General features: G+C 50.7%; 27 protein-coding genes and 1 other annotated feature. Of the genes, 23 read left to right on the top strand and 4 right to left on the bottom strand.

Annotated elements, in window-relative coordinates; all coding sequences use genetic code 11:
- Nucleotides 1-91: 91 nt before the first annotated feature.
- The 16 genes from J2T14_RS27895 to tyrS all read left to right on the top strand — a co-directional run bounded on the left by J2T14_RS27895 (nucleotide 92) and on the right by tyrS (nucleotide 16,187).
- Nucleotides 92-700 (top strand): 5-formyltetrahydrofolate cyclo-ligase, encoded by a 609-nt coding sequence (locus J2T14_RS27895; protein WP_307476254.1) that lies wholly within the window; start codon nucleotides 92-94, stop codon nucleotides 698-700.
- Nucleotides 701-772: 72 nt separating this feature from the next.
- Nucleotides 773-1,240, top strand: a complete 468-nt coding sequence (gene moaC / locus J2T14_RS27900) for a cyclic pyranopterin monophosphate synthase MoaC (RefSeq protein WP_307207588.1) — start codon at nucleotides 773-775, stop codon at nucleotides 1,238-1,240.
- Nucleotides 1,241-1,280: 40 nt separating this feature from the next.
- Nucleotides 1,281-1,775, top strand: a complete 495-nt coding sequence (locus tag J2T14_RS27905; protein ID WP_307476256.1) for a MogA/MoaB family molybdenum cofactor biosynthesis protein — start codon at nucleotides 1,281-1,283, stop codon at nucleotides 1,773-1,775.
- Nucleotides 1,772-2,824: a molybdopterin-binding protein gene (locus tag J2T14_RS27910; protein ID WP_307476258.1), complete on the top strand. Its 1,053-nt coding sequence runs from the start codon at nucleotides 1,772-1,774 to the stop codon at nucleotides 2,822-2,824. The genes J2T14_RS27905 and J2T14_RS27910 overlap by 4 nt, the downstream gene beginning before the upstream one ends.
- Before the next feature lie 68 nt (nucleotides 2,825-2,892).
- Nucleotides 2,893-3,126, top strand: a complete 234-nt coding sequence (locus J2T14_RS27915; protein ID WP_307207584.1) for a twin-arginine translocase TatA/TatE family subunit — start codon at nucleotides 2,893-2,895, stop codon at nucleotides 3,124-3,126.
- A 117-nt stretch (nucleotides 3,127-3,243) separates the two neighbouring features.
- Nucleotides 3,244-4,053 (top strand): twin-arginine translocase subunit TatC, encoded by an 810-nt coding sequence (gene tatC, locus J2T14_RS27920; protein ID WP_307207582.1) that lies wholly within the window; start codon nucleotides 3,244-3,246, stop codon nucleotides 4,051-4,053.
- Between the two features lie 131 nt (nucleotides 4,054-4,184).
- Nucleotides 4,185-5,351 carry a YhgE/Pip domain-containing protein gene (locus tag J2T14_RS27925; RefSeq protein WP_307476260.1) on the top strand — a complete coding sequence of 389 codons (1,167 nt, stop codon included), beginning with the start codon at nucleotides 4,185-4,187 and terminating at the stop codon, nucleotides 5,349-5,351.
- 85 nt (nucleotides 5,352-5,436) lie between these two features.
- On the top strand, nucleotides 5,437-6,030 hold the full coding sequence (locus tag J2T14_RS27930; RefSeq protein WP_307207580.1) for a TetR family transcriptional regulator: 594 nt from the start codon (nucleotides 5,437-5,439) through the stop codon (nucleotides 6,028-6,030).
- Nucleotides 6,031-6,238: 208 nt separating this feature from the next.
- The gene (locus tag J2T14_RS27935; RefSeq protein ID WP_307476262.1) at nucleotides 6,239-7,423 is read left to right on the top strand and encodes a DUF2264 domain-containing protein; all 1,185 of its coding nucleotides are present in this window, start codon (nucleotides 6,239-6,241) and stop codon (nucleotides 7,421-7,423) included.
- A 218-nt stretch (nucleotides 7,424-7,641) separates the two neighbouring features.
- Entirely contained in the window at nucleotides 7,642-7,923 is a 282-nt protein-coding gene (gene groES, locus J2T14_RS27940; RefSeq protein ID WP_028609403.1) for a co-chaperone GroES, read from the top strand.
- Nucleotides 7,924-8,010: 87 nt separating this feature from the next.
- Nucleotides 8,011-9,645, top strand: a complete 1,635-nt coding sequence (gene groL, locus J2T14_RS27945) for a chaperonin GroEL (RefSeq protein WP_307476264.1) — start codon at nucleotides 8,011-8,013, stop codon at nucleotides 9,643-9,645.
- Between the two features lie 190 nt (nucleotides 9,646-9,835).
- A complete protein-coding gene (locus tag J2T14_RS27950) occupies nucleotides 9,836-11,050 on the top strand; it encodes an ROK family transcriptional regulator (protein ID WP_307476266.1) in 1,215 nt (404 codons plus the stop codon).
- Between the two features lie 156 nt (nucleotides 11,051-11,206).
- Nucleotides 11,207-12,112 (top strand): aldo/keto reductase, encoded by a 906-nt coding sequence (locus J2T14_RS27955; protein WP_307476268.1) that lies wholly within the window; start codon nucleotides 11,207-11,209, stop codon nucleotides 12,110-12,112.
- 27 nt (nucleotides 12,113-12,139) lie between these two features.
- The gene (locus J2T14_RS27960) at nucleotides 12,140-12,970 is read left to right on the top strand and encodes an amidohydrolase family protein (protein WP_307476270.1); all 831 of its coding nucleotides are present in this window, start codon (nucleotides 12,140-12,142) and stop codon (nucleotides 12,968-12,970) included.
- 352 nt (nucleotides 12,971-13,322) lie between these two features.
- Nucleotides 13,323-14,537, top strand: a complete 1,215-nt coding sequence (locus J2T14_RS27965) for an MFS transporter (protein WP_307476272.1) — start codon at nucleotides 13,323-13,325, stop codon at nucleotides 14,535-14,537.
- A gap of 86 nt (nucleotides 14,538-14,623) precedes the next feature.
- Nucleotides 14,624-14,846, top strand: a binding site (T-box leader).
- A 75-nt stretch (nucleotides 14,847-14,921) separates the two neighbouring features.
- The gene (gene tyrS, locus J2T14_RS27970; protein ID WP_307476427.1) at nucleotides 14,922-16,187 is read left to right on the top strand and encodes a tyrosine--tRNA ligase; all 1,266 of its coding nucleotides are present in this window, start codon (nucleotides 14,922-14,924) and stop codon (nucleotides 16,185-16,187) included.
- A 298-nt stretch (nucleotides 16,188-16,485) separates the two neighbouring features.
- Here the strand turns inward: tyrS and J2T14_RS27975 are convergent, their stop codons facing one another.
- The 4 genes from J2T14_RS27975 to J2T14_RS27990 form a co-directional block, all read right to left on the bottom strand.
- Nucleotides 16,486-16,794, bottom strand: a complete 309-nt coding sequence (locus J2T14_RS27975) for a hypothetical protein (RefSeq protein ID WP_307476274.1) — start codon at nucleotides 16,792-16,794, stop codon at nucleotides 16,486-16,488.
- Nucleotides 16,795-16,869: 75 nt separating this feature from the next.
- Nucleotides 16,870-17,664, bottom strand: coding sequence for a hypothetical protein (locus J2T14_RS27980; protein WP_307476276.1), 795 nt, complete (start codon nucleotides 17,662-17,664; stop codon nucleotides 16,870-16,872).
- Nucleotides 17,665-17,829: 165 nt separating this feature from the next.
- Nucleotides 17,830-18,240 (bottom strand): ImmA/IrrE family metallo-endopeptidase, encoded by a 411-nt coding sequence (locus J2T14_RS27985; RefSeq protein WP_307207557.1) that lies wholly within the window; start codon nucleotides 18,238-18,240, stop codon nucleotides 17,830-17,832.
- 8 nt (nucleotides 18,241-18,248) lie between these two features.
- A complete protein-coding gene (locus J2T14_RS27990; protein WP_307476277.1) occupies nucleotides 18,249-18,674 on the bottom strand; it encodes a helix-turn-helix domain-containing protein in 426 nt (141 codons plus the stop codon).
- 247 nt (nucleotides 18,675-18,921) lie between these two features.
- On the opposite strand from J2T14_RS27990, the gene J2T14_RS27995 reads away from it, so the two are divergent.
- From J2T14_RS27995 to J2T14_RS28025, 7 genes are all read left to right on the top strand, one after another.
- Nucleotides 18,922-19,542: an ECF-type sigma factor gene (locus J2T14_RS27995; protein WP_307476279.1), complete on the top strand. Its 621-nt coding sequence runs from the start codon at nucleotides 18,922-18,924 to the stop codon at nucleotides 19,540-19,542.
- 200 nt (nucleotides 19,543-19,742) lie between these two features.
- Nucleotides 19,743-19,931, top strand: a complete 189-nt coding sequence (locus J2T14_RS28000) for a hypothetical protein (RefSeq protein WP_307476281.1) — start codon at nucleotides 19,743-19,745, stop codon at nucleotides 19,929-19,931.
- A 3-nt stretch (nucleotides 19,932-19,934) separates the two neighbouring features.
- On the top strand, nucleotides 19,935-21,251 hold the full coding sequence (locus J2T14_RS28005) for a phage tail sheath family protein (protein ID WP_307476283.1): 1,317 nt from the start codon (nucleotides 19,935-19,937) through the stop codon (nucleotides 21,249-21,251).
- Nucleotide 21,252: 1 nt separating this feature from the next.
- Nucleotides 21,253-21,717, top strand: coding sequence for a phage tail tube protein (locus J2T14_RS28010; protein WP_307476285.1), 465 nt, complete (start codon nucleotides 21,253-21,255; stop codon nucleotides 21,715-21,717).
- 36 nt (nucleotides 21,718-21,753) lie between these two features.
- Nucleotides 21,754-22,176, top strand: a complete 423-nt coding sequence (locus J2T14_RS28015; RefSeq protein WP_307476288.1) for a phage tail assembly chaperone — start codon at nucleotides 21,754-21,756, stop codon at nucleotides 22,174-22,176.
- A 231-nt stretch (nucleotides 22,177-22,407) separates the two neighbouring features.
- Entirely contained in the window at nucleotides 22,408-24,630 is a 2,223-nt protein-coding gene (locus J2T14_RS28020) for a hypothetical protein (RefSeq protein ID WP_307476290.1), read from the top strand.
- The gene (locus J2T14_RS28025) at nucleotides 24,630-25,304 is read left to right on the top strand and encodes a peptidoglycan-binding protein LysM (protein WP_307476292.1); all 675 of its coding nucleotides are present in this window, start codon (nucleotides 24,630-24,632) and stop codon (nucleotides 25,302-25,304) included. Before J2T14_RS28020 ends, J2T14_RS28025 begins: the two co-directional genes overlap by 1 nt.
- Nucleotides 25,305-25,306: the final 2 nt, after the last annotated feature.

The following is a 25,306-nucleotide window of genomic DNA, read 5'->3' on the forward strand; positions in this document are numbered from 1 at the left end:
GGGCGCTTCCATTGGCGAAAGTTGTATAAGAGTGGTAAACTAAAATAAATGGAAGCATATGACGGGACATAGAGTAGGTGGTCTGCCCTTGATGGATCATAAGGAACTTAATGGGAAGCAGGCTATTCGCTTGGAAATGACGCGAATACGGAACGGACTGGGCGAGGAGCAGCGGGAAGCTTGGTCGAAGGCGGCGTGCAGACATGCAGCGGCGTATTTGGAGGCGGCCTCGGAAGAAGCCTTTATGGCCTATGTGCCGTTCCGAAGCGAGATGGATCTTACTGCTCTCATCGAATGGGGTTGGGAGAAGGGGCTGGACGTGATCGTGCCCAGATGCAACGCCGTCGACCGATCCATGACGCTTTACCGCTTGGAGAGCTGGGACCAGTTGAAGTCTGGCGCATACGGAATTATGGAGCCGGACCCGCAAGCAGCCGAGGAGATTAATCCCGAGCGGATGCCGCGCGTAGTGTTTGTGCCCGGTCTAGCCTTCGATCTGAAGGGTGGAAGAATGGGCTACGGCGGCGGCTATTATGATCGGTTCGCTGCGAAGCAGCTTGACGCAGGCATAACCGGTGTTCGCATGCAATGGATCGGAGCCTCTTTTGAAGCCCAACTGGTAGAGGAATTGATGCTTGAGCCGCATGATATTCGTATGAACGGAATATTGACGCAGCGGCAATTGTATTCGAAAATATAGATGATTGACTCTTATGTTGACGACTATTATTTAAAGTTAGCTTGTATAGTACAGATAGAAGGAGCGATTCGAGTGGAGCTGACTCACTTTAACGAACAAGGCCGGGCGCGCATGGTAGATATATCCGACAAGGAAGCGACGGCACGCGCGGCGACGGCAAGCACGATGGTGAAGATGAACTCGGACACGCTATCGCGCATCAAGGCAGGAACGATCGGCAAAGGCGACGTCCTAGCCGTAGCGCAGGTGGCAGCGGTAATGGCCGCCAAGAAAACGTCGGACTGGATACCCATGTGTCATCCGCTGCCGTTAACGGGCGTGAACATCGTGTTCACGGATAACGGAGCTGACGAGCTTTATATAGAAGGAACAGTCAAGACGACCGGCAAAACGGGCGTCGAGATGGAGGCGCTAACCGCCGTATCCGCGGCCGCTCTGACGGTGTACGACATGTGCAAAGCGCTGCAGAAGGATATGGTTATCGGACCGACTCGGCTCATCGCGAAGAGCGGCGGCAAGAGCGGCGATTACCGAATTTAGAGCAAACCCGTAATCGGACTCGGGATGGGAGGAACGGCAGATGCGTTGGAAGGTAGCCATACTGACGGCAAGCGATAAAGGTTCGCGAGGGGAACGCGAAGATACGAGCGCACAAGTGATTCGCGAGCTAATCGAAGAAGAGCTCGGCGGGGAAATTGTCGATTACCGGATCGTTCCAGACGAGCAGGATGAGATTATGGCGGCAATCATCGAGATGACGGAATATTTTCAAGCGGATCTCGTGCTTACGACAGGCGGTACGGGACTAGCCGCAAGAGATATTACGCCGGAGGCCACGATGAAAGTGATCGATCGCGTTGTGCCTGGTATTGCTGAGGCTATGCGCATGGGCGCTCTGCAGAAGACGAGACGTGCGATGCTGTCGCGAGGCGTATGCGGCATTCGCGGCAATTCCCTGATCGTTAACTTGCCGGGCAGTCCGAAGGGCGTTCATGAGAGCTTGATGGCGATTATGGATCAACTTCCGCATGCATTGGACATTTTGTCGGGAAGATTGGGAGATCATCGAGCATGAGTCATATAAATGAAAATAATGAAATAACGGCAGCATCTGCTCATACGAAGCTGAGGGAAGTATCCGTATACGATGCGATCGGTTTGCGGCTTGCGCATGATCTGACGCAGATTATACCCGGCCAGTTCAAAGGACGTCTGTTCAAGAAAGGGCATCTTGTGACGGAGGCCGACATTCCCAAGCTGCTCGACATCGGCAAAGAGCATATTTACATCATGGAGCTTGGAGATAACGATCTCCATGAGGATGATGCTGCATTACGGATGGCCAGAGCTCTGTTCGGAGAAGGAATAACGTTAACGGAGCCGCATGAGGGCAAAGTTAGCTTGAAGGCTAGCCAGCTTGGACTCGTTCATATTGATCGCGAAATCGTTGATGCCATTAATCGTCTTGGCGAGATTGCACTCGCTACCGTGAAGACGAATACGGTGGCTCAGCCGGGAAGACAGCTGGCTGCAACGAGGGCAATTCCGCTGTATGTTCCGAAAGCGAGGGTGGAGACTGTCGAGCGGCTGGCAGCCGAATATCGGGCTGCTCACGAAGGAGCCGCGCCCATTCGCGTGCGTCCGCTTCATCGATTGAAGGCGGGGCTGCTCACGACCGGCGGAGAAGTGTTCAGCGGCCGAATCGAGGATAAATTCGGTCCTGCCGTAAGAAACAAGCTTGAAGCGCTTGGATCCGAGGTAGCGGAACAACGCTTCGCTCCCGATGATCGACAAATAATTGTCAAGGAAATACACTACTTGCTAAGCAAGCGGTATGATATGATACTAGTAACAGGTGGAATGTCGGTTGATCCGGACGATCGTACGCCAGGCGCGATCAAGGCGGCCGGAGCACATATTGTCAGCTATGGAACGCCAATGCTGCCAGGCTCCATGCTGCTGATCGGTTATTTGGACGGCGTGCCGATTATGGGTCTGCCTGGCTGCGTGATGCACGATCCTTATACGTCATTCGATGTACTGCTGCCTCGTATACTCGCTGGAGATACGATCATGCAGGACGACATTGTGGATATGGGGTATGGGGGGCTATATGGCTGTTGAAGCGAGCTTCGCATTGTCATACAGATGAATTGAAGTGGTTAGCTACGTGAATTTTAGGGGGTTATGGAATGTCAGGCATAGGTGCAACGGGGATCATATTGCTCGTTCTGGTCGCATTGCTGCTGTTCGGTCCCAACAAGCTGCCAGAGCTTGGACGAGCTTTCGGACGGACGCTGCGGGAATTCAAGGCAGGCGCGAAAGATATCATGGAGGACGACGATCGTAAGGACAAGGAAACGAATCGCGTCGAAGTGAATCGGGTAGACAATTTGGAGAAAGACAATAAGCGGCTTCCGGACTGACCGGGCCCGCTTTTTTGTTGAAAGACAAGACTTGAAATTAAGCTTTTGTCGACAGCGGACGGCGATAGACGTTTACGTTTGATGATGGCCGTTCGTGCAGATGGGAGGATCTAGCTGATGGGATCGGATCAAAATAGCTCGACAGAGCAAAAATCGCGCAAGCAGCTTATTCGCGAAGAAGGGCTTATGCCGCTTCTCGGGCATCTAGGGGAGCTGCGCAAACGCATCGTATACATATTGATCGCTCTTGCATTAGGGCTTATTGTCGGTCTGCTGCTTGCGCAGCCGTTCTATAACTTCCTAATGAGCCAGAAGCCGGCGAATACGATATCCTTGCATACGTTCTCGTTATGGGACGGTATCGGCATGTATATGAAGTTTGCTTTCGTCATCGCGTTAATTATAGCATTGCCGGTTATAGCTTATCAGCTATGGGCGTTCGTCAAGCCTGCGCTGCATGAGCATGAGCAGAGATCGACACTCAAGTATGTGCCTTTTGCGCTTATTATGTTTTTGGTCGGACTCGCATTTTCGTATTTTGTCGTATTTCCGCTCGCCTTCAACTTCACAAGAAGCGTGTCCGAGCATTTGAACTTGGAAGAAACGTACGGAATCGCGCAATACTTCACGTTTATGTTCAATATCTTGATTCCGATCTCGCTTTTGTTCGAGCTGCCGCTCGTCATCATGTTCCTGACGGCGATTCGGCTGCTTAATCCGACGAGGCTGCGCAAGATGCGGCGCGTTGCTTATTTTATTATGATCCTCATTGGCGTTACGGTAACGCCGCCTGATTTCATATCGGACGTGTTGGTCGCCATACCGTTGATACTGCTTTATGAGGTGAGTGTCATACTGTCTGGCTTCGTCTATCGGAAGCAGCAGGACAAGGATGCAAAATGGGAAGCGGAATTCGGTCAAGGCTAAGCGGGTATACTGGTTAAGAAGAAGGGAGACCTTCTTCTTTTTTTATGTTGACAAAAAGGGTTGCGGGCAGTATGATTTAAACGAATGTTTTAAACGTTTGTTTAAATAGATAGATAGAGGAGTGGATAGGAATGGGTACAGCAATAAAGGCATTCATGAAGCGGCCGACAACGATCGTCGGTATAGTTACGGCACTTATGTTTCAAATTATTTTTTCGGTTATATGGATGACCGGTTATAACGGCGTAACCGACCGTGTCGATCAGTTGCGTATTGCGGTCGTTAACGAGGATACGCAGTTCGGTCAGCAGATTGCCGCTAATCTGGTGAAGGAATTGCCGTTCGATATGGTTCAGATCGACAACCTCGAAGAAGCGAAAGAGCAGCTTGATGCAAGGGAACTGCAGATGGTCGTACATGTTCCGGCTGACTTCTCGCAGAAGGCTTCGGTGCAAGGCGAACAAGCTTCGGTGCAATATTTGATTAACGAGTCGAATCCTGCTCTTATTAAGAGCATCATGAGCGGCGCGGCTTCGCAGATGACTTCGGAAATCAATACTCAAGCGGTATCGGCCGGTCTGCAAAATGTTCTTGGCAGCCTGAACATGCCGGAGGAGCAAGCAACGGCTGCTGCCGCAAGCTTGTCGCAGCGTGTCGTATCGGATATTCAATCGACAAATATCGTGCAAGGAATGAACAACCAGATGGTTCCGATGATGATGGTGCTTGCATCCTACGTAGGAGCGATGATTATGGGGATGAATCTTGAGCAATCATCGATGGCCGTAAGCGGGCAAGTAAGCAGATGGAGACGATTCGGTGCTCGCAGCATCATTAATACGGTCGCGGCCTTGTTCGTATCTCTGGTAGGCGCTACTTTGCTCGTGGCTCTTGGCGGGCAGATCGAACAAGGCTTCCTGCTGCTGTGGCTGTTCGAATTCGTATTCCTGCTGACTTTCATGTTCGTGTCCCAAATGTTCCTGTACTTGTTCGGCATGGCGGGCATGCTGTTCAACATTATGCTGCTATCGGCTCAGCTTGTATCGTCAGGGGCAATCGTTCCGCGCGAACTGTTGTCTGATTTCTACACCGGCTTAGGCAGTGCCCTTCCGGCTACTTATGCGGTCGACGGCAATATGAATTTGCTCTTCGGCGGTCCGTCGATCGGCACGGATCTTCTTAGCCTTATCGTTATTACTGTCGTAGCAGCCGCAATTAGCGTCTTCGCGGTGGCAATCAAGCGTCCACAGCCTGTACCGCAGCCAACGGCTGCCATTGCAAGCCATAAGCAATCGTAGTGGAACAAAGCCGGTTAATCGCTTGTTTGCCGAATGACGTCAGGTAAGACACAATAATAAGAAACAGCTTTGACGGAGGAACGCGATGACGACCGTGGATAACGATATTAAAATCAGAATATTGCGCGCTGCCAAGAAGCTGTTCGCCGAGAACGGCTTCGAAGGTACGTCTGTTCGGCAAATTTGCGAGGAGGCAGGCGCTAACGTCGCTCTTGTATCGTATCATTTTGGCGGCAAGGAAAATGTGTTCGCGGCTTTGTTCGAGAGTTTTTTTCCCAATGATAAAATACGCACCCTAAGGGACGACGGGATCGACCCGGTCGCCGGCGTTCGGTTAATTATTCGAGAGGTAACTTTGTATCGCCAAGCGGAACCGGAGCTGACACGAATTACGCAGCATGAGATTGTATTGAACACGCCCCGGATTCAGAAGATTCGCGAACATGTGATGCCGACGTGGGTGCAGTTGCGAATATGGCTGGAACGGGGGCGCGAACAAGGCAAGTTCACTTTCCGCTCGTTGGATACGGCGCTAATGTCGATCCTCGGTGCGCTGCTGTTTTACCGTGATAACGATTATTGGACGGTGTTGAAGGGAAAAGAACAAGATTCCATCGAGATGATGATTGAAGATATGACGGTGTTCATCATGAACGGGTTGCAATACCGCCCGGAATAATAGATAGCAGTCAGGAAAGCCGCATTCGATGCTAAGACGTCGTTGTGCGGTTTTTTTGTGCACTGATCATCTTTTTAGTCGTGTTGGCGGATCGTAGGTTGATAGAAAATAGGTTATAATTTACCATATAAGCAGCTAGCTGTGCAGACTTTAAGAGAGCAAGGTGGTCATGATGGTAAACCAGGCTGAAGGGAGAGTCGGGTATAGGATGCGTAGCGGGAAGTCGATTCACGATGAGGTGGAGGATCGCGACTATTGGCTGGAGCAGCTTGATGCGATTGGAGGCCCTGTGCTCGAGGCGCTGGCGGAGCGGCGTCTGAAACTATCCATGCCGATTGAAACGAGCAGCGGCAATGCGGAATCAACGGTAGAGAGGGGCAAGTACTCGCATCTGGAGGCGTTCGGCCGCCTGCTGTCGGGTATCGCGCCATGGCTGGAGAACGGAGAGAGGTACGGTGCGGAAGGGGAGCTCCGGGAGCGTTACGTGGAACTGTCCCGCACCTGCTTAGATGCGGCTACCGATCCGGATTCGCCTGATTATATGAACTTCGGGGACGGCTTTCAGCCGATCGTCGATGCGGCGTTTCTCGCGCAAGCGCTGCTTCGCGCGCCGAATGAGCTGCTGAGAGCGCTTGAGCCGCGCGTGAAGGCTAATGTCGTGAATGCGCTTAAGCTGACGCGATCGCGCAAGCCCGTATTCAGCAATTGGCTGCTGTTCGCGGCAACCATTGAATCGGCATTATGTCTGCTTGGAGAGAGCGATTGGGATCACATGCGCGTCGATTACGCGTTAAAACAGCATGAGCAATGGTATCTAGGCGACGGCGTATATGGAGACGGACCTGAATTCCACTTCGATTATTACAACAGCTTCGTTATTCAGCCGATGCTTGTGGATGTAATGGCGGCGGTAGGCGATGCCTACGAAGAATGGAGCGCGATGCGAGAATCGATACATACGCGGGCTCGTCGATTCGCCGAAGTGCAGGAGCGTCTAATTGCACCGGACGGTTCTTATCCGCCGATCGGCAGGTCGCTTGCGTATCGGTTCGGCGCTTTCCAAAGTCTAGCGCAGAGCGCGCTGCGGGATGATCTGCCCTCCGGCCTCGATCCTGCGCAGGTTCGAAGCGCGCTTACCGCCGTTATTCGCCGTACGCTCGAGCTGCCCGGCAACTTCACGGCGGACGGTTGGCTGACGATCGGCTTCTGCGGGCATCAGCCCGGCGTTGGCGAACACTATATCTCCACGGGCAGCCTCTATCTAAGCGCAGCTGTATTTCTTCCGCTGGGCCTGCCTGATGCGCATCCTTTCTGGAGCGGAACGCAGCGGGACTGGACGTCGCGGAAGGCGTGGTCGGGCATGCCTTTTCCAATCGATAAAGCAATCAAATAATTAGTTCATGATTTGCGCTTTGACGGGATAAGCTAAGAAGTAGGCTTGCCGTCTCGACCGTACATAAGCAAGGACTTGTGAATTTATCGCAAAATAGCTTTCAAGCACTTGAAATCAGATGTGAAAATGAGTATGATAAAAATGATTGTTAGCACTTAATGCTTACGAGTGCTAACGAAATACCAATAAGCGACAAAATTAGAAGGAGGCTATTTTCAATGATTAAACCTTTGGGTGAACGCGTATTGATCGAACCGATCGCGAAGGAAGAAACGACTGCTAGCGGAATCGTATTGCCGGATACGGCAAAAGAGAAGCCGCAAGAAGGCAAAGTGGTGGCAGTTGGCAGCGGCACGCTTAAGGACGGCGTTCGCGTTGCATTGGAAGTTAAAGAAGGCGATCGCGTTCTGTTCTCCAAATACGCAGGAACAGAAATCAAATACGAGGGCAAAGAGTATTTGATTATGAAAGAAAGCGACATTCACGCTATTTTCGGATAAGCTGCCCGTAACTAACCGGGTCACATAGAAGGCAAGACGGTAAGAAGCAACACCTACTTAACCTAATTCTAGGAGGTCACGAAAATCATGGCTAAAGAAATTAAATTTAGTGAAGACGCACGCCGCGCTATGCTGCGCGGGGTTGACGCGCTTGCGAATGCGGTTAAAGTAACGCTTGGTCCTAAAGGCCGCAACGTTGTTTTGGAGAAAAAATTCGGCAGCCCGCTCATCACGAACGACGGCGTGTCCATTGCAAAAGAAATCGAGCTGGAAGACGCGTTCGAGAACATGGGCGCTCAGCTTGTTAAAGAAGTAGCAACAAAAACAAACGACGTAGCAGGCGACGGAACGACGACTGCGACGGTTCTTGCTCAAGCGATGATTCGCGAAGGTTTGAAAAACGTTACGGCGGGCGCTAACCCTATGGTTATCCGCAAAGGCATCGAGAAAGCCGTTAAAGCGGCTGTCGAAGAGCTGAAAGCCATCTCGAAACCGATCGAAGGCAAACAATCGATCGCGCAAGTTGCATCGATCTCCTCCGCTGACGAGGAAGTCGGCCAACTGATCGCGGAAGCGATGGAGAAAGTCGGCAACGACGGCGTTATTACGGTAGAAGAGTCGAAAGGCTTCGTTACGGAGCTTGAAGTGGTTGAGGGCATGCAATTCGACCGCGGCTACGTTTCCCCTTACATGATTACGGATACGGACAAAATGGAAGCGATTCTTGACAACCCGTACATCTTGATCACCGACAAAAAAATTACGAACATTCAAGAGATCCTTCCGGTTCTTGAGAAAGTCGTTCAATCCGGCAAGCAATTGCTGATCATCGCAGAAGACGTGGAAGGCGAAGCGCAAGCTACGCTGATCGTCAACAAACTTCGCGGCACGTTCACTTGCGTAGCGGTTAAAGCTCCAGGCTTCGGCGACCGCCGTAAAGCGATGCTGCAAGATATCGCGGCTCTTACTGGCGCGCAAGTGATCACGGAAGAGCTTGGCCTTGAGCTGAAATCGACGACTGTCGACCAACTCGGTTCCGCTCGCCAAATCCGCATCACGAAAGAAAACACGATCATCGTTGACGGTTCGGGCAACTCGGCCGACATCAAAGCCCGCGTTAACCAAATCCGCGCGCAACTGGAAGAAACTACTTCCGAGTTCGACCGCGAGAAGCTGCAAGAGCGTCTTGCTAAGCTTGCTGGCGGCGTAGCGGTAATCAAAGTCGGCGCAGCTACGGAAACCGAATTGAAAGAGCGTAAGCTTCGCATCGAAGACGCCCTGAACTCCACTCGCGCAGCTGTGGAAGAAGGTATCGTATCGGGCGGCGGTACTGCTCTCGTGAACGTATACAAAGCGGTTGCCGCTGTTAAAGCAGACGGCGACGAGCAAACGGGCGTTAACATCGTGCTTCGTTCCCTTGAGGAGCCGATCCGCACGATCGCAGCGAACGCAGGCCAAGAAGGCTCCGTTATCGTTGAGCGTCTGAAAAACGAAAAAATCGGCGTAGGCTACAACGCTGCTACCGGAGCATGGGTTGACATGTTCGAAGCAGGTATCGTTGACCCTGCCAAGGTTACGCGTTCCGCTCTGCAAAACGCTGCATCCGTTGCAGCGATGTTCTTGACGACTGAAGCGGTTGTGGCTGACAAACCTGAGCCGAAGGGCGCAGGCGGCGGCATGCCGGACATGGGCGGCATGGGCGGTATGGGTGGCATGATGTAAGACCAGTCCAAAACCTTTTAAGGTGAAGGACTAAAAAATAGAGGCTTCTCCCGAGTTCAGTGAACTTGTGGGAGGCCTCTTTTTTATTAGTTGAAAGGGCAGTTAATATACGGTTTAGCTTGACATTCCCTGCACCCATTCATACACTTACTTAAGAAAATGAATTAAGTTAAGCGGGTGCGTAGCAGCAATGAAAATAGATAAAAGCGTCATCAATACGATAAATAAAAAAAATGTGTTATCGGCCATCCGTGCATCGGGGCAAGTTTTCAAAGCGGAGATCGCTCGCAGCACGGGCCTTAGCATTCCAACCGTTATGAAAATAACGGATGAATTGATCGGCAGAGGTCTCGTGAAAGAAGCGGGCAAAGGGGAGAGCAGCGGGGGCAAGCCGCCTCAACTGCTGGAGTTCGTAGCGGATCGCCATTATATTGTAGGCGTGGATATAGGAACGACGAATATTTTATGCATACTGATGGATATGTCGGCGAACATTCTGTACGAGCATTCGGTGCCAACGATGGTCAAGGATGCGCCAGAGCAAATTATTGATCGAGTTGCAGCTACCATCGAGGCGGTTATCGCACAGGCAGGCGTCGAGCAAGAGAGATTGCTCGGTATCGGACTCGGCATGCCGGGGCTGCTTGATTACGAGACCGGCACGGTTCTGTTCTCTCCGGACTTTCATTGGGAGCGGGTAGAACTGCTGCCTGCGTTGAAAACACGGTTCGCGCTTCCCATGGTTGTCCATAATGTGACTCACTCGATGGCTATGGCCCAGAAATGGTTCGGTTATGGACGCGGCGATATGAACAGCTTCATCTGTGTCAATCTAGGGCATGGAATTGGCTCGGCGCTGTTTCTTGACGGTGAATTGTTCAGCGGAGGATCGGGAAGCGCGGGCGAGCTGGGTCATATGACGATGGAAAAGGACGGCCCGATTTGCGTATGCGGCAATCCGGGATGCCTGGAAGCTCTTGCTTCAGGCGATGCGATCGTCAGACGCGCGCGGGCGGAGATTGGTGTCCTCAATGACACTAATATTCGCAGGAAAGCGGACGAAGATCGGCTTGAAGCGAAGGATGTTTTCGAGGCTGCTGGCCTTGGGAATGAGACAGCACAGCGCATTATCGCAGATGCCGCTGAATATATTGGTCTCGCGCTGGCGAAGGTGGTCAATCTGCTTGACCCGGAAATGATCGTCCTTGAGGGAGGGCTGTCGCGGGCAGGTTCAAGCTTCATTACGTCTATACATAATCATGCGCAGCGCTACCAGATGAAATATGCCGGGCGCAATACGAAAATTGTCGTGTCTGAGCTGGCAGAGTATGCTGCGGCGATCGGTTCGGCTGCGTTCCTCATCAAGCGGTTGTTTGATGTTGGAGGAGATCAGCGAGCGATATAGCGCGAACTACAGAAAAATGCGAACGCTCCTCTTTTTGTAAGGGGAGTGTTTTATTTGTTTGACACTATAATCCATCAACCGTTATACTTTCTTAGTAAAGTTAAGTAAGTTTTGCAATGGAATCTTATCTAATAGATTGTAAAGGTGGCTGATCGCATGGAATATCGGGCTTTAGGCAATACAGGCTTGAACGTGTCCGCACTTAGTTTTGGTGCGTCCTCGCTCGGCTCTGTCTTTAAGAACATCGACGAAAAGGAAGGGATCCGTACCGTCCATGAGGCGCTGGATCTCGGCATTAATTTGATTGACGTATCGCCTTATTATGGGCTGACCAAGGCGGAGAGCGTGCTGGGCAAGGCTTTGAAGACGGTCCAGCGAGACCGTTTCATCCTGTCGACGAAGGCGGGGCGCTATGGAGAGAACGAATTCGATTTCTCGGCTGACCGAATCTTCCGCAGCGTGGAAGAGAGTCTTGCAAGGTTGAACACGGATTATATCGACATTCTTCATTTGCATGACATCGAATACGGCAATCTGGAGCAAATCATACAGGAAAGTATCCCGGCGTTGCAGAAGCTGAAGGAGCAAGGGAAAATCCGCTTTACTGGCATCACGGGATTCCCGCTGCATATTTTTCGCGCCGTACTGGAGCAGATCCACGTGGACGCCATCATCTCCTATTGCCACTACAGCTTGAACAACAACCGTTTATTGGAATTGCTGCCGCTGCTGCAGGAAAAAGGGGTGGGGCTCATTAACGCATCTCCGATCTCGATGGGACTGCTCAGCAAGCAAGGAGCTCCCGATTGGCATCCGGCAACCGAGGAAATCAAGAGCGCATGCTTGGCGGCAGCGAAGCTATGCCAAGAGCGCGGTAAGGACCTGTCCAAGCTAGCCATCCAGTATTCGGTTGCCAATCCAACTATCCCGACGACGCTCGTCGGCACGGCGAACCCTGACAATATTATCAAAAACGCAGCATGGATCAACGAACCGATTGACCTTGATCTGTTCCAGGACGTGCAGCACATCCTGAGACCGATCCTTAATCGTTCATGGTAACCCTGCGAAAGGAGGAAGGCGAAACATATGCGAATCGACTCGCACCAGCATTTTATCGACTATCGGGCTGAGGACTACCCGTGGATAGGCGAGCAGCAGAGCGTATTGATGCAGAGGTTTTTACCGTCGGATCTGAAGCCGTTGCTGCAATCCGTTGCATTCGATGGGACTATCGCGGTGCAAGCAAGGCAAACGCTGAAGGAGACGGAGTGGCTACTTGCGCTAGCGGAACAGAATGACTTCATCAAAGGCGTCGTCGGATGGGTAGATCTATGCTCGCCGGACGTTCGCCAGCAGTTGGATATCTACAGCAAGTATCCGAAGCTGAAGGGAGTCAGGCATGTTATTCATGATGAGCAGGACGATGATTTCATGCTGCGGGAACCATTTTTACGAGGATTGAAGTTGCTCGGCGAGTACGGCTTAACGTATGACCTGTTAATCTTCGAGAAGCATCTGCCGAATGCGGTCAAGCTAGTGGAGCAGTTGCCGGAGCAGCCATTCGTTGTCGACCATCTCGCAAAACCTAGAATTAGAGAAGGCTCGATTACCGAATGGAGCCGAAATATAAAGGCACTGGCAGCCAAGCAAAACGTATATTGCAAGCTGTCGGGCATGGTTACGGAAGCGGACATAACGGAATGGAATCCGGGGCAGTTCACGACTTATTTGGACGTCGTGTTCGAAGCATTCGGACCTGACCGGCTCATGATCGGCTCCGACTGGCCGGTATGCCTGTTAAGCCGGGATTACCAATCCGTCATGAACATCGTGATCCAGTATGTGGATCAGTTATCTCCCGAGAACAGGGAAAAGGTACTTGGGGGCAACTGTGCGCGATTCTACGGAGTCGAATAGATTGTATCGTTCCATTCTTGACATCATTGGATGGCCATACTAAAATGGCATCAAATGAAAGGATGTTCGCTTGATGGACACTAGTCGCTTGAACACTGTGAAACGTTATCCGAAACGCTGCTCCGGACAAATGGACAAATCGATGAAACGTTGTGCGGAGCTTAATCGGGAAGCTTAACTATCACGCTTCCCTTATATCATCGGCAGATCGCATTATTGGAAAAAAAGCGTATATCTTTACGCTTATTTCGCAATGCCTTCTGCCGGTAATGTAGGATTAAGAAGCTGCTGACGATTTTGTCGGCAGCTTCTTTGCGTTTTACGATAACAATTAACAGGAGTGTTCCTAGCTATGCATTACGACAAAAACAATAACTATAATGGTTGGCAGCGGAAAATAGCGTTGTTTCTGTCCGCTCAGACGATTTCCCTTTTCGGCTCCTCCATGGTGCAATTCGCGATTATCTGGTATATCACGCTGCATTCATCGTCGGGGGCAATGCTAACGATTTCCACGGTGTGCGGCTTCTTGCCGCAGATTCTAATTTCACTGTCCGCGGGGGTCTGGATTGACCGGTACAATCGCAAAACGATAATTATGCTGGCCGATGGCATGATTGCGATCACAACGTTCGCACTGGCAATATTGTTCTTGGCAGGCTATAACGACATATGGCTGCTCTATCCGGTTTTGCTTATCCGCTCATTCGGCACAGGCATTCAGACGCCAGCCGTTCAGGCAATCATTCCCCAGCTCGTACTGAAGGAACGGCTCATGCGGGTGAACGGCATCAACAGCAGCATTTCTTCGCTGATGATGTTTCTGTCTCCGGCAGCGGGCGCGGCGGTGTTAGCTTTGGCGACGATCGAGATGGCCTTGCTTATCGATGTCGTAACAGCGCTGATAGGGATTGGCATTATGTCGGGGATTACAGTGTCGACGCTTGCCAATAAGGCAGCTGAAGGAAATTCCGGCGTACAAAAAATAAAGCAAGGCTTTGCGTACTTGAAGGAGCATGCCTATATCCGTCGCTTGCTTGTTTTTCTATTCGCAGTCATGCTGCTCATTAGTCCAGCCGCCTTTCTGACGCCGTTAATGGTTAGCCGGTCGTTCGGCTCGGAGGTATGGCGTCTATCCGCTAGCGAGATGACATTTAGTGCGGGTATGCTAATTGGCGGACTCATCATAGCGTCATGGGGCGGGTTTCGCAATCGGCTGCTAACGATGCTTCTCGCTTGTGCACTTTACGGGCTGCTGATGATTGCACTCGGCGCTGCGCCAACCTTTGGCTTGTATTTGTTGTTCAATCTGCTGATTGGCATTACGTCACCGTCCTTTAATTCCCCGCTCACCGTCATGCTGCAGGAGAAGGTAGAGCCTCAGATGCACGGGCGCGTGTTCAGCTTCATGCAGGTGTCGAATTCTTTTGCGCTCATGCTTGGCATGCTGCTGTTCGGCCCGCTGGGGGATGCTGTAAGCGTCGAGTCGATCCTAATTGCAGGGGGTGTTCTGGTCGTTGCTTGTGCGGGAATCGGAAGGCGATTCTTGATTGATCGAGCCGAATAACGAGTTATGTAACGAGGGGATTTCGTTTTCGTTTCGTTTATTGACATTCGATTCGCAATTCTCTATACTTGTCGTAATCTAATACGTTATATACGTTGAACGAGCGCAGTAGCGGCTTTGTCCCTGTTACAGAAAGCCAGGGGTCGATGGGACCTGGCACACACAGAGATCGCGAAGTACACTCCGGAGTATCTTGGGTAATGCCAAGCGGAATGGTGAACGATACATCGCCGAGAGTGGCACTGACGGCTTTTTTGATAAGTGGTTGGTGTAATCTGGGTGGTAACGCGGTTATGAATCGTCCCTATGTCTTCAATAGACTAGGGGCGTTTTTTTGTTTTTGACAGACATTCATGAAGAAAAGGGGAGTTGCATAGCATGGCTATGAACATTATCGACGAACTCGAATGGCGCGACGCCATTAATCAGCAGACGGACGCGGAGGGCTTGCGCGAATTAACGAATACGAAGGCGGTATCGCTTTATTGCGGCGTTGACCCGACGGGCGACAGCATGCATATCGGACATTTGATTCCGTTCATGGTGCTGAAGAGATTCCAACTGGCCGGACATCGTCCGGTTATTCTGATCGGCGGAGCGACGGGAACGATCGGCGATCCAAGCGGACGCCAGACGGAGCGCTCGCTGCAGACGCTCGAACAGGTGCAGGACAACGTGAATGCGCTAAGTGCACAACTGCGTAAGCTGTTTATCACGGACGGAGACAATGAGATCCGCATGGTGAACAACTACGATTGGACGCATAAAATCAATATTATCGACTTCCTCCGCGACTACGGCAAAAACTTCAACCTCAACACGATGCTGGCGAAGGATGTCGTAGCGAGCAGGCTGGACAGCGGTATTTCGTTCACCGAGTTCTCGTACCAAATTCTTCAATCGCTCGATTACTTGCACCTGTACCAGCATGAGGATGTGCAACTGCAAATCGGCGGCTCCGATCAATGGGGCAACATCACGAGCGGACTCGATCTTATTCGCAAGAAGGAAGGCTCGGAGGCGAAGGCGTTTGGCCTGACGATCCCGCTTATGCTTAAGGCGGATGGCACGAAGTTCGGTAAAACGGCCGGCGGAGCGATATGGCTCGATCCAAACAAGACGACGCCTTACGAGTTCTACCAGTTCTGGGCGAACACCGACGACCGCGACGTCGTGAAATACTTGAAATACTTTACGTTCCTGGGCAAATCGGAAATCGATGCGCTGGAGGAGAAGGTGCAAACCGAGCCTCATAAACGCGAAGCGCAGAAGGCGTTGGCCGAAGAGATGACGCGTTTCGTGCATGGCGAAGAGATGCTGGAGCAAGCGAAGCGCATTACGGCGGCGCTGTTCAGCGGCGATATTCGTTCGCTTACGGCGGACGAGATCGAGCAAGGCTTTAAGGATATGCCGACGTTTGAAGCGAGCGGCGGAAGCGAAGACAAAAACATCGTGGAATGGCTTGTGGAGATAGGCATCGAGCCTTCGAAGCGCCAAGCGCGCGAAGACGTGTCGAACGGCGCCATCTCGATGAACGGCGAGAAGATCACCGACCTCGAGTTTGCGGTTTCGTCCGAGCAAGCGATCGGAGGCAAGTTCATCATTATCCGCAAAGGCAAGAAAAACTATAACCTTGTGAAAATGAAATAGCATACAGCGTGAAAAAAGCTTCCCCTGGCATCGGATAATGCCGGAGGGAAGCTTTTTTTGTTAAGTTGAACTAACTAGCTGAAGCTCGGTGGGCGAATTTTACTGGAAAATATCCAGTTAATTATTTTCAAACTGATGTTTTCAATCGATTAACTGGATAAACTCCTGTTATTTGGCTGAGGATGACGAATTCATCCGAAAAATTGCGATTTAACTGGAGAAATTCCAGCTATTTGCATCAAATCAGCAGAAGGTGTGAAATTAGCAGGAGAAAATCCCGTTATACTCTTGCTCCGTTTTAAATCGAGTTAGGCTTGGTGGATTTGGCCGTCTGCTGTCTCAACTCGGCATTCTTGGCGGAAAGCTGTTTAGCGAGATCGGTTTGCGCGGCTTCAAGCTTGGATGCCTCGTCTTTAAGCTTCGTGAGTTGAGACATCTTACTGCTCAGATCGCTAGGCGAGGAGCTTACCCTGCTGTCTTTTTGCAGCTGTTTTATTTTCGCGCTCACTTTTGCCAGCTTCGTTTTATCGTTCGTTATCTGTTTTTGGATATCGGCAATTTCTCTCTTTAATCGGTTGATGATCGAAGACGTGAAGCTGATGGACATGGGACACCTCATAATCGTAGTGTATGGCTATGTCCTATTTTACCACATCATTCGAATTGGCGATAAAAACTTCCTCTAGACCCGCGGGTAACGGCGTGGTTTTGCGAACGGTTTTCCTTTGGGCGGTTGCAAAGTGGAAGAAGGTTTCTTGTAGACGGGAACGGCTTTTTTGCGCTTGGGTATGATTTTTGACGCAGCGGCTGTGCAATCCTGAAGGGCGGGACTTTGGAGCGCGATAACGCATTGGGCGCTTGTCAAATTACGGCTTTCCGGGAAACTGAACGGATACATCAGGTTGCTTCTGTTAGCCGGAGTGACCGGAACATGTCCCAACCCCAATACATGGCCGATCTCGTGGGCAAGCACGTTGTCGGTATAACCGTTCGTCACGATGACGGCGCGCCCGTTAGGCGTAATGAACGGAGCGCAGCCTATCGCGCCGCCGACCAGCGGTCCGCGAACGTAATAAATCGCGATATCCGTCCTCAAGCTGCCCGGGCGGTAGGCTAACCATTCCTGGAAGTATGGATCGAGATCGCGGTACGTTCCTCCGCATACGAACGCATTCGGATTGACTACGGGACCTTCTATCCTCATGAAAGTGCCTGAGCCGTCAGCGTTCACGAAGCGGTACGCGAAGGAAATGCCGCAGGCTTGCCAGATATCGCTTAAGCTTCTCAAGTGGTTGTTAAGCGTCGTCTGGTTCAGCGTAGAACCGGGCGCGACGTAGATAGACAGGACTAAACAACGAACCGATGCTTTTGCTTTTCCGTATTTTTTCGGGAGGATGCCGCAACCGCGGGCTGGAGCTTTTGTTCGCTGTTTTGGTTTAACGATATTTCGTGTTGGTTTGGAAGGTTTCTTGGTCATTATCTCACCCCTTTGGCGCTAGAGTGAGATACTATATTCATAGATTTGCTGACAAGCTTGTGCGACAACCTGTCCGTTTGGGCAAAGAGGTGAACGCATGCCAAAAAAAGGGCCATTCATCCGTATTCGGAGAAATGGCTCTTATCGTCTATGCAGTCCCATCGTTTAAAAATAAAACTTTTGCATCTCTACGGGCACGCCGTTGCGCATTAGCAGCTCCTCAAGCGTTTCGCTGTGCGCGAGTGCATCTCCCGCTGTTAATAATCGGACGGCGAATTTGCTCGCTTGCCGCTCGTACTTTCCTACATTGAAGAACGATTGCTCGTCTAGCCAGAACCGGTTGAAGCCGGGATGCAGCCGGTCGTGTCCAAGCTCATGCGCGCAGACGAACCGGCGCCAGTCTTCGGGCAGCTGTTCGTGAATGACGATGAAACGTCTTCGCAAAATTTTATAATAAACGCCCCGGGTACCCTCGCCCAAATCCGCATAACGCAAATGGATGCCAAGCCCTTCGGCTATCGTGAAAGGGTCGTTGGTCTGGAACTTTCGGATCAGCTTCCTAATTAGTTTATCCATAGCAACAACTACCTTTCGGCATCATCAGATCTACTGTCCTGCGGCTCTATTTTCTTCTTATGCTTGTTCATTTGCTTCGCTTCCCAGAACAGTCCGGTTAACACATCCATGACGCGCTGCCGATCAGTTGGGCTCATCGGCACGCCGTCGAACATGACTTCGCCATCGTCCTCAAGCAGCTTCTTGAAGTCGCGCTTATCTTTATACGTAGCCCATTCGGGTATTGTTGCCATGGAATGGTCGCGGCCGAGCAAATAATCGGTTGTCGTGGTTAAAATATCGGCTAATTTCTGCAAATCCTCGCTCGTCGGCGTAACGCGGTCATTCTCGATATGACCGAAATTGGAGCGGCCCATTTCCAATTTAGCAGCAATCTCCTGCTGCGTCAGCCCTCTTTCCGTGCGTAGTTGCTTGATTCGTGAACCTAGTGACATTTTGAATACCCTCCATTATTATCAATTCGGTATTTAAACTACTTGACGGTATTATAAATACCGAATAAAATGAGAATCATCAGAAGGAAGCATATAGCTGTCGGACAAATAGCGGGGATGCTATTAAGAATACTTCACAGCTAGTATATTTCTCGCTGATGGTATTGTCAATACTGGATGATAGCTATATTTTTTTGTAATAAAGGGTATTTAAAATACTTAGCCGATAAATAGGAGGTCATATCTAATGAATAAGGAAGAAATCGTACTGGATCTGCTTAGTTCTTATCGTCGTCTGACCGCACGCATGAAGCAGCTTGAGAAAACTTCGGTCGGACCGGGCATCCGACTAAGCGCAGTTTCTGAGGACGACAAGCTTCAAGAGCTCCATAGAGAGCTGCGCAAGCTGTCTAGCTGCATGTACTTGGACGAGAGGGAGCTGCAGATTGAATCGGCCGCGCATGCGAACTTGACCAAATATCCGCTTGGGACGCGGGCACAATTAAAGGAAGTGAAACGAGTTCGTGAGTCGGCTAGCCCGGAGGACGAGCAGCTGCTCAAAGAATTGGAGAGCAAGATCAAGAAGGTGCTGGAGGCGCGGGCTGGTTCATCCTCTTCGGAGGGGTATAGAGGCGTACTCGATAAGATCAGCGAGCTGCAGGATTTGGAGCGCCGGAAGCGGGAGATCGACGAAGCACTTGAAGCTCTGGAGGAGTTCGAGCCCCAGTATGCGCAACTGCTGAAGCTTCGTTATATAGAAGGAAAACAAGCGGAATTCGTTGCTTCGGAGCTCGGCATTGTCGATCGCACGTTCCGCAGATGGAAACAAAAGGCGGTCCAGGAGCTTGTCCGGTTTATGTCCGCTTAATGTCCGCAGGTTGTCCGCCGGATGTCCGATATCGCCGAATAAACCGTGCTAATATGATATTGTGCAAGAGATCATGAGCGAGGGACAAGCGGCTGAGGGATGAGCCGCTTGTCCCTTTTTTGCACCCATCCGAGAGGAGTGATTGAGGCGTAGCAGCAAGGAGCAACAACTTAAACCTTGGAAGACGGAGGTGCGTTTCGATGAGGAAGAACGACAGGAAAGAGACGAAGCCGGAGCGATGCTTCAGCAAGTCGCAGCTGACTGCGGCGAGAAGGTATTCGACTTCCGATAAGGACGTCCTAGCCGCGGTGCTGGACGAGGACGAAACTTACTCGCATGAACAAGCAACGAAACTAATAAGCGCGTATTTGACAAAGGAGGTCATGTAGAACATGGCAGGAGGAAATTGGACAACGCAAAACAAAATTCGTCCCGGCGTCTATATTAATGTGGTCGGCGAGAAAAAGGCAGTTAACAGTATCGCGGAAAGAGGGATCGTATCGGTTCCGCTCATCCTTAACTGGGGTCAGCCGCAGCAAATGATGGAGATCAACGCGGAGTCGAATATATTCAGCTTGCTCGGTTACGGTCTTGACGCACCGGAGCTGCAAGGGCTGGCAAGCGCGCTGAATCGTGCGAAGACGGTGCTTGTGTATCGATTGAACGAAGGTGCGAAAGCGAACGCTTCGATAGGCGATCTTACGGCGACTGCCAAATTCGGCGGCGTACGAGGCAATGATGTGAAGGTTGCCGTTCAAGAAAACGTCGATAACGGTCAACTGTTCGATGTTATTACTTACGTATCGAGTGTGCAGGTGGATGTTCAGACGGTTGACGGCATTGCAGCTCTTGAACCGAATGCTTTCGTCGAATTCAGCGGCACGGGCGCTCTTGGCGCAGCTGCCGGCACGCGGCTTGCAGGCGGCACGAACGGCTCGATCACGAATCAGCAACACATTGACTTCCTATCGAAGATCGAGCTGCAAGATTTCAATACCATCGCGCTCGTATCTAGCGACGAGTCGCTTAAAGCGGCTTATGCCGCATTTGCCCGCCGACTTCGCGAGGTAGAAGGCCGTAAAATCCAGGTCGTGCTCGCGAAATATCCGGCTGCCGATCATGAAGGCGTCATTAGCGTCAAAAACGGCGTGAAGCTGGCAGACGGCACTATCGTTGACGCGGAACAGGCAACGGTATGGGTGGCAGCCGCAACGGCTGGCGCTGCAATGAACAAGTCTCTGACTTACGAGGCGTACGAGGACGCCGTCGATGCGGATGTTCGTTATACGAATACGCAGATCGAGGCAGCGCTGCAAGCCGGCGAATTCGTATTCACGGCGAGCAACGGCCGAGCTATCGTCGAGCAGGACATTAATACGCTGACGACTCTTGCGGACGGAAAGAGCCAAGTTTTTGCTAAAAACCGAGTCATTCGCGTGCTGGACGGTATTGCGAACGACCTTAAACATATTTTCGAAGCCTCGTATATCGGTAAGATCGACAATAGCCAGGACGGTCGCAGTCTGTTCCGGAGCGAATGCGTGAAGTATTTGGACAGCTTGCAGCGCCGCGGTGCGATTCAGCAGTTCGATTCGCAGACAGACCTGACCGTTTCGAGCGGCGAGTCTGCTGACAGCATCTTTATCGATGCATATATCAAACCGGTGGACAGCGTAGAAAAAGTATATATGAAAGTGACGGTGAAGTAAGATGGCATTTTTGAACGCGGGAGATACGATTTCCGGCCAAGAGGGACGGGCATACGCCAATATTAACGGACAAACCGAGGAAATGTTCTATATTAAAACGCTGGAAGCGAGCATCGAGAAGACGAAGGCCGAGATCAAGACGCTCGGACACCGCGGCTTGCAGCATAAGGCGACAGGCTGGTCGGGTACAGGCAGCATGACGATTTATTACGTAACGACGAAGTTCCGCCAAATGATGCTGGACTACGTGAAAACGGGTATCGATTCTTATTTCGACGTCGTAATCGTGAACGAGGATCCGGCTTCAACCATCGGCAAGCAGACAGTAACGCTTTATAACGTGAACCTGAACAAGGTCATCATCGGCAAGCTTGATACGGAGAGCGAGGCGCTGGAGGAAGAATTGGAATTTACCTTTGAAGGCGTCGATATTCAAGATTCATTCACGAGACTTGCAGGCATTTAAATTATTAAAATCATATAAACATATCGGAGGACGAACATGAGTGAACTAAGTTTATTTTTTGCGCAACATGCTGCTGCTGAGGAGACAGAACCTTTTATCGTATCGAATCGGTTCAAGAATGCGGGGGGCGAGCCGATTGCATGGCAGCTTCGCAGCATGACGGAGGCGGAGAACGAGGATTGCCGCAAATCGGCGACGCGCAAGGTGAAGGGCAAGAATGGGGTATTCGTGCCCGAGACGAATACGGATGAATACTTGGCGAAGCTGGTCGTCAGCAGCATTCATTTCCCGAACTTGAAGGATTCGGAACTGCAAAAGTCTTACGGCGTCATGGGAGCGGAAAATCTGCTTCGCACCATGTTGCGTCCGGGCGAATATGCGTCCCTCGTCCAGCGCGTACAGGACATTAACGGCTTCAACCAAAGCTTGAACGATCTGGCTGACGACGTAAAAAACTAATCAAAGAGGGCGACGGCGAAGCGAACTACGCTTACTACGCCCTCCATGAACTGCGCATCTTGCCCCACGAGCTGATGGCGATGTCCCGCCGCGAGAAAGCGGCTATCTATGCCATGATCGACGTCCGCATCGAGAGCGAGAAGAAGCAGCGCGCCAGATCGAAACGAAAATAAGGACGGGCAGCGCTCTCGGCATCGGGAGCGCTCTTGCCCGTGTGAAGGGGGTGAAGGGATGGCAAGTCAATTCGATACACTGATATCAGAGAGAGCTATGATTGTAGTCAGGGGAACTAATATAGGGATAGCTGCTGATATTCGTGTAAGCTTCATGAATCTTGCGGAGCAAGGGAGGCTTTTGCTTGAAGGTGTTTCTGCAGCTAAACAAGAAATTGAGCAGATGGATACAGAGTTCAAGAAGGCAACGACTTCAATGAATGAGTTCACGGAGTCAATTAAGAAGTTGAAAGAAGCTGCAGATCAAAGCTCCGGGTCGGGAGATCCTAATAATAACGGAAATAACGGTAACAATGGCAACAACGGTCGACGCGGTTTTCGTGAGCTTTTTGATGATCCATTTGAAGTAATTGCTGGGATAGGAAATATATTAAGCTCAATCGTTGCTATAAACGAATTGACCCAAAATCCAGCTCCTCCAGAAGCTGCTCCTCCGCCAGCAGATTTAGCAGCGCAGGCAGAAGAAGGGGCAACCTTTTGGGAAACGGCAATTGTTAAAGCTGGTCAAACGGCTGCGAAAATGATAAAAATGGCCATATCGGGCGCCGTGGAAGAAGATCAAATGCGAGCAATGCTCATTGCAAGAAGCGGTGGCGAGGAAGCCGGAGGTCCATTATTCGATCATATACGCAAAAATGCGGTAGATAACGGTGTCGATGTAACAGAAGGGGTAAAAACTGCGCTCACGCTTATGCCAGCTGCCAACGACACTTCGCAACTAGACCGTATGTCGACGATGGCCATGAAAATGTCCAAGTTCGACATCGGTGGAGGTGGTGTGGAAGGAGCAGCGTCCGCGATCAAAGATGCACTGTCTTCCGGCGACTTTTCGGACATAGCCAGTCAATTCAATATGAGTCCCGAAATCGTAGAGGGTATTGATATTACTAAATTCACGAATCCTGGCGAGGATAGCGTGGATGGATTCCTGAATGCGCTCGATCAAGTTCTTGTGAAAGCCAATATGGGAGAGGAAGCTTTAGCTACAGCCATGAATACTCCGAATGAGCAGATAGCCGCTCTAAAGAATAAGGTTAAAGCTGGGTTCGCAGGAGCAGGTTCGGGAGCAATTGCGGCCTTTACACCGATTCTTGCTGCAGTTAACGAGCTGTTTAATTCAGGTAAGCTCCAGCCATTTTTTGATATATTCGGTGCTGGGCTCTCGTTTGTAGCCCAAATGCTGGCTGTCGTTGCTGAAGGGGCATTATGGCTGGTAGATCAGTTTATTGCATACTGGCCTGCGATAGCGACTGTTTTCGCATTGCTCGGTGCTGTTCTGCTGCCAACCATATTAACAGCACTATGGGGACTTCTTACCCCTTTATGGACAATGGTAGCCCCTGTACTGGCGCAAGCAGCTGCATGGCTGTTAGTTAACTGGCCGATACTGCTTATCATTTTGGCGATTGGTATTTTAATTGGCATTATGATTTATTTTGGAGCAGAAACAGAAGCTGTTGTCGGCATTATTACTGGCGTCTTTTATGCTTTCTTCACTGTATTGAAAAACTTGTTTGCTGGATTATGGAATATCATTTTGGAGGTAGTAGGATTTTTCGTGAATATTTTCTTTGACGCAACTTATGGCATTCGGAAGTTTTTCTTTGATCTAGTTCAAACGGTGCTCGGATACTTTGAGGGATTGATCAATAAACTTATTGATAATGTCAATTGGTTAATCGAGAAGCTGAACGCCATCAGCGGAGCTAAGATCCCATTGATAGCCGAGTTTGAGGCTAGCGCATTGGAGAAGTTCGATCCCGAGAATCATAAGGAAGGCTTTGATCCGTCGAAGTACAAGATGGCGCAAACGGATGTAGGCGATGCTTTCGACCAAGGTAATAAAGCGGGCAAGGGGTTCATGAGCAATCTCAATAACGGACTAGGTGACCTGGGGGCTGAGCTCAAGGAAGCTACCGGAGGTAAAATTGCTGAACAGCCTCCCGGTACCCAGGGTTTGGGTGGAACCCAACCAAACATCAACCGAGTCAACGAAGTCGGAAGCATCAACGAAACCGTCGATATTTCGAGCGAGGATTTGAAGACGATGAGGGAGCTCGCCGAGATGAAGAACATTCAAAACTTCGTGTCCTTGCAGCCGAGCGTTAGCGTGCAGACCGGCGATATTAACAACGGCTACGACATTGATACGATCATCGGACGAATCGAGCGGACGCTCAATGAGCAGATCGCGACCTCCGCAGAAGGAGTGTATGCATAATGCTGACGAACAACCATACCGATTATGGCATTTGGCTCAGCTATAACAACCAGCAGGAGGGCTTCCGAATTCCAGTTAATCCGCCGGATATTTCTATTGGGGATTCTGGTGGAGGCAAAACCTACGAGGTTTCCGGTCTTGGCGAGATTAATGTCATTCAGAGTCCAAAGTTAACGGATATTTCATTCAAAAGCGTTTTCCCGGTCAATCACTATGCCTTCGTTGCAAGTCAGGTACTGTACGAGCCGGTTTACTACGTGAACTTGATCCTGAACTGGATGAAAACGAAGCATCCGATCAGGTTAGTTTTTACGGGCGCTTCATTTGATCTGAATATGGCGGTTAGTATCGAGAAATTCGAATGGTCGGAAATCGCGGGCTCTTCGGACATCGAATATAGCATCGGGCTGAAGAAGTTCGTATTTTACGGTGCGAGGAAAGTGATTCTGGATAATAATCAAACCGGAGTCAAGAAAAAGGCGAGTCGACCCTCGGACCGTCAAAGCCCTAAGACGTATAGGATGGCTAAAGGCGATACGCTTATAAAAGTGGCAAAGCAGCAGCTTGGAAGTGCGACACTAGCACGAGATATTAAGCGGTGGAACAAAATTAAAGATTGGCAGCTGTTGAAGAAAGATGCGCTCGAAGGCAAAATATTAAAGCTAAAGGAGTGATG

This window comes from Paenibacillus harenae, assembly GCF_030812415.1.
Lineage (GTDB): Bacteria > Bacillota > Bacilli > Paenibacillales > Paenibacillaceae > Pristimantibacillus > Pristimantibacillus harenae_A.

Bases quoted from the DNA above. Each gene is read 5' to 3' on its own strand.
- J2T14_RS27995 (WP_307476279.1), top strand. From the start codon at position 18,922: ATGAATAAGGAAGAAATCGTACTGGATCTGCTTAGTTCTTATCGTCGT.
- groL (WP_307476264.1), top strand. From the start codon at position 8,011: ATGGCTAAAGAAATTAAATTTAGTGAAGACGCACGCCGCGCTATGCTG.
- J2T14_RS27905 (WP_307476256.1), top strand. From the start codon at position 1,281: ATGCGTTGGAAGGTAGCCATACTGACGGCAAGCGATAAAGGTTCGCGA.
- J2T14_RS27915 (WP_307207584.1), top strand. From the start codon at position 2,893: ATGTCAGGCATAGGTGCAACGGGGATCATATTGCTCGTTCTGGTCGCA.
- J2T14_RS27960 (WP_307476270.1), top strand. From the start codon at position 12,140: ATGCGAATCGACTCGCACCAGCATTTTATCGACTATCGGGCTGAGGAC.
- J2T14_RS27925 (WP_307476260.1), top strand. From the start codon at position 4,185: ATGGGTACAGCAATAAAGGCATTCATGAAGCGGCCGACAACGATCGTC.
- J2T14_RS27965 (WP_307476272.1), top strand. From the start codon at position 13,323: ATGCATTACGACAAAAACAATAACTATAATGGTTGGCAGCGGAAAATA.
- J2T14_RS27895 (WP_307476254.1), top strand. From the start codon at position 92: ATGGATCATAAGGAACTTAATGGGAAGCAGGCTATTCGCTTGGAAATG.
- J2T14_RS28000 (WP_307476281.1), top strand. From the start codon at position 19,743: ATGAGGAAGAACGACAGGAAAGAGACGAAGCCGGAGCGATGCTTCAGC.
- J2T14_RS27975 (WP_307476274.1), bottom strand. From the start codon at position 16,794: ATGTCCATCAGCTTCACGTCTTCGATCATCAACCGATTAAAGAGAGAA.
- J2T14_RS27980 (WP_307476276.1), bottom strand. From the start codon at position 17,664: ATGACCAAGAAACCTTCCAAACCAACACGAAATATCGTTAAACCAAAA.
- J2T14_RS27985 (WP_307207557.1), bottom strand. From the start codon at position 18,240: ATGGATAAACTAATTAGGAAGCTGATCCGAAAGTTCCAGACCAACGAC.
- J2T14_RS27990 (WP_307476277.1), bottom strand. From the start codon at position 18,674: ATGTCACTAGGTTCACGAATCAAGCAACTACGCACGGAAAGAGGGCTG.
- J2T14_RS28010 (WP_307476285.1), top strand. From the start codon at position 21,253: ATGGCATTTTTGAACGCGGGAGATACGATTTCCGGCCAAGAGGGACGG.
- J2T14_RS27910 (WP_307476258.1), top strand. From the start codon at position 1,772: ATGAGTCATATAAATGAAAATAATGAAATAACGGCAGCATCTGCTCAT.
- J2T14_RS27935 (WP_307476262.1), top strand. From the start codon at position 6,239: ATGCGTAGCGGGAAGTCGATTCACGATGAGGTGGAGGATCGCGACTAT.
- J2T14_RS28025 (WP_307476292.1), top strand. From the start codon at position 24,630: ATGCTGACGAACAACCATACCGATTATGGCATTTGGCTCAGCTATAAC.
- tyrS (WP_307476427.1), top strand. From the start codon at position 14,922: ATGAACATTATCGACGAACTCGAATGGCGCGACGCCATTAATCAGCAG.
- tatC (WP_307207582.1), top strand. From the start codon at position 3,244: ATGGGATCGGATCAAAATAGCTCGACAGAGCAAAAATCGCGCAAGCAG.
- J2T14_RS28015 (WP_307476288.1), top strand. From the start codon at position 21,754: ATGAGTGAACTAAGTTTATTTTTTGCGCAACATGCTGCTGCTGAGGAG.
- J2T14_RS28005 (WP_307476283.1), top strand. From the start codon at position 19,935: ATGGCAGGAGGAAATTGGACAACGCAAAACAAAATTCGTCCCGGCGTC.
- J2T14_RS27955 (WP_307476268.1), top strand. From the start codon at position 11,207: ATGGAATATCGGGCTTTAGGCAATACAGGCTTGAACGTGTCCGCACTT.
- J2T14_RS27930 (WP_307207580.1), top strand. From the start codon at position 5,437: ATGACGACCGTGGATAACGATATTAAAATCAGAATATTGCGCGCTGCC.
- groES (WP_028609403.1), top strand. From the start codon at position 7,642: ATGATTAAACCTTTGGGTGAACGCGTATTGATCGAACCGATCGCGAAG.
- J2T14_RS27950 (WP_307476266.1), top strand. From the start codon at position 9,836: ATGAAAATAGATAAAAGCGTCATCAATACGATAAATAAAAAAAATGTG.
- J2T14_RS28020 (WP_307476290.1), top strand. From the start codon at position 22,408: ATGGCAAGTCAATTCGATACACTGATATCAGAGAGAGCTATGATTGTA.